The organism is Micromonospora sp. KC721 (assembly GCF_004348355.1).
Classification (GTDB): Bacteria; Actinomycetota; Actinomycetes; order Mycobacteriales; family Micromonosporaceae; genus Micromonospora.
Genome location: NZ_SMJY01000343.1, coordinates 1 through 2,972, shown reverse-complemented (window position 1 = coordinate 2,972; position 2,972 = coordinate 1). Strand labels below are relative to the sequence as shown.

The 2,972-nt window shown below is 73.3% G+C and carries 2 protein-coding genes and 1 pseudogene; 2 read left to right on the top strand and 1 reads right to left on the bottom strand.

All coding sequences use genetic code 11. The features are described from left to right. Positions 1 to 1,278 (bottom strand): adenylosuccinate synthase (locus E1182_RS30035; protein WP_132271112.1); only part of this gene is annotated, 1,278 nt, incomplete at its 3' end. 122 nt (positions 1,279 to 1,400) lie between these two features. Here E1182_RS30035 and E1182_RS30030 point away from each other — a divergent pair. Both E1182_RS30030 and E1182_RS30025 read left to right on the top strand, forming a co-directional pair. Further along, on the top strand, positions 1,401 to 2,399 hold the full coding sequence (locus E1182_RS30030; protein ID WP_132271111.1) for a hypothetical protein: 999 nt from the start codon (positions 1,401 to 1,403) through the stop codon (positions 2,397 to 2,399). A gap of 76 nt (positions 2,400 to 2,475) precedes the next feature. After that, a pseudogene (locus tag E1182_RS30025) lies at positions 2,476 to 2,972 on the top strand (hypothetical protein); the annotation flags it as partial.

Below are 2,972 nucleotides of genomic sequence, written 5' to 3'. Positions count from 1 at the left end.
GGGGTGGCGTTGGACGTTCTCTTCCCGGCCGGGGCCTACGCCGACCACGCTGACCCGGGTGCCGGTGAGTTCCTCGACGCGCGCGATGTAGCGGCGGGCGTTCTCCGGGAGCTCGTCCTCGGTCCGGGCCTTGGAGATGTCCTCCCACCAGCCGTCGAGCTCCTCGTAGATCGGCTTCGCGTGGTGGAAGTCGGTCTGCGTCATCGGCATGTCGTCGAAGCGCTCACCGTTGATCTCGTACCCGACGCAGATCGGCACCTTCGCCAGGCCGGTGAGCACGTCCAGCTTGGTGACCACCAGATCCGTGACACCGTTCAGGCGGCAGGCGTACCGGGCGACGACGGCGTCGAACCAACCGCAGCGCCGCTCCCGGCCGGTGGTGGTGCCGTACTCGTGGCCGATCTTGCGCAGATGCTGGCCGTTGTCGTCGAACAGCTCGGTCGGGAACGGGCCGCTGCCCACCCGCGTGGTGTACGCCTTGCTGACCGCGATCACCCGGCTGATCGCGGTCGGCGGGATGCCCGCGCCCACGCAGGCCCCGCCGGCCGTCGGGTTCGACGAGGTCACGAAGGGGTACGTGCCGTGATCCATGTCGAGCATGGTGGCCTGCGCACCCTCCAGCAGCACCGTCTCGCCCCGGTCGAGCGCGTCCCAGAGCATGACCCGGGTCTCCGCGATGTACGGCTTGAGCCGCTCCGCGTACCCCAGGTACTCCTCGAGCGTCGCGTCGACGTCGATCGCCTTGCGGTTGTAGATCTTGAACAGCAGCTGGTTCTTCTCGCGCAGCGCCAGCTCCAGCTTCTTGCGCAGGATGCCCGGGTCGAGCAAGTCCTGCAGCCGGATGCCCATCCGGGCGACCTTGTCGCCGTACGCGGGGCCGATGCCCCGGCCGGTGGTGCCGATCCGCGCGCTGCCCAGGTACCGCTCGACCACCCGGTCCAGCGCCCGGTGGTGCGGCATGATCAGGTGCGCGTCGCCGGAGATGCGCAGGCGGGAGACGTCCACACCCCGCTCGGCGAGGCCGTCGATCTCGGCCAGCAGCACCTTCGGGTCGACGACCACACCGTTGCCGATGACGATCATCGCGCTCGGCGACAGTGCGCCGGACGGCATCAGGTGCAGCGCGTACTTCTGCCCGTCCGGGGTGATCACCGTGTGCCCGGCGTTGTTGCCGCCGGAGTAGCGCACCACGTAGTCGACCCGCTCACCCAGCAGGTCGGTAACCTTGCCCTTGCCCTCGTCGCCCCACTGAGCGCCGATGAGCACGATCGCTGGCATCTTCTTCGCCTCCAGAAGGCTCGGGTGCCAGGCGGCGACCGGTCAGCGAGCCCGGGGTGTCAGGCTAACAAGTAGTGACGGCGAAACCGGCAGGGGTTCGTCGAGAAGCAGGAGGCTCCTTCGTGTACGACGTGGTGCTGCTCACCCTCGGCTCGGAGCGGGACGCTCCCGGTGGGGGCTGCGGCAGCGGCGGAGCCTGCTGCGGCGGCGCCGACGAGGCTGCCCCGGCATCGCGCGAGGAACGCTGCGAGACGCCGCGCGTACCGGTGTTGACCTGCGCGGACGCGTTGACGGCCCGGGGTGCCCGGGTGACGACGGTGACCGCCCGGTCCGATGCCGAGATCGACGAGGTGCTGGCCCGGTTGGACGCCCCGCCGCGCCCCGACGGCCTCACCTGGCCCGACCCTGACACCAAGACCCGACTGGTCGTCGCTACGGCCAGTGACGCTCAGTTGCGCGCCGTGCTGCGCCGGCTGGTCCGCCGGTACGCCCCACCACCCAGCCGCCGCCCGGCGGACCTGGCCGAGCACCGCACCGTGCCGGACCTGCCGCCGGTTGGTGTCCTTCCGCTCGACCCGGCCCGCGCCGGCGGCCGGCACGATCTCGCCGCGCAGCTCGGGCTGCCGCGCGACCCGGCGGCGGTGGCCGACGCGGTGCTGGACGGCACGGCCCGCCGGTTGGACCTGCTGCGCAACGACGCCGGCTCGGTGACCCTGGACGGCGCGCTGCTGGGCGCGGCCGACGAGGCGGGCCGCCCGCTGCACTGGCGCGGCCGGGTGGAGGTGGACGACGCGGTGCTCTCCGCCGGCGACGACCCGATCCTGGCCTGCGCGGTCGGCAACGCTGGCGGGTACGCGATCCTGGACGGACTGCCCCTGCTCGCCGGGCCGGACCCAACCGACGGCGTCCTGGAGGTCGCGGTGGCCGTTCCCGTGGTCACCCGCTCCGCGTTGGGCAGGAGGAAGGTCCGGTTCGAGGTCCGCCGGGCCCGGGGCCGGGCCGTGGCGGTCGTGCCACGGGACGAGCGGGTTCCCTTCCTCGACGACGGTGTCGCGGGCGAGCTGAGCCGGAAACGATCCTGGTGGATCGAGCCGGGTGCCTGGGCGGTCTGGACGAACTGACCCCGACCGGCACTCCGCTACCCTCCGTCACCAGAACGGGACGGCCTATCCTCGGCAGGAGGAATGGGGAGGAACCGTGGTGGACGAGAACGCCGACCGAGCGCGACTGCCCGGCCAGCAGCCGGTGCCGGAACGGGACATCGAACCGCTCTGGCCGTCGGAAGCGACCGATCCCGCCCCGGCCCGGGGCGGCCCGACCTCGACGCTGTACCCGTCGCTGACCGCCGAGGTGGGCCGGCCGCCGGCGACCGCCGCCTGGGCCCCGCCGCCGCCGGACGGGGACTGGCCGTCGCTGCAGGCCGAGCCGACGGTGCCGGTCGCCCTGCCCGAGCAGCACGGGCCGGAGCAGTCCCGGCCGCGCCCGGACGGTGCCGGGCCGACGGGGGACGCCGCACCCGGGCAGCGCGTGCCCCCGGGGCAGACCCCCCGGGTGGACCTCGATCTACCGTTCACCCTGGACCAGCCGATGACGCCGGTCCCGGCCGGCCGGGTCGGCCCGGGTGATCCGGTCGGCGTCCCGGACGCCGCGGATCCGGTCGACACCGGTCCGGCGGCTGCCGCCGAGACCCACCC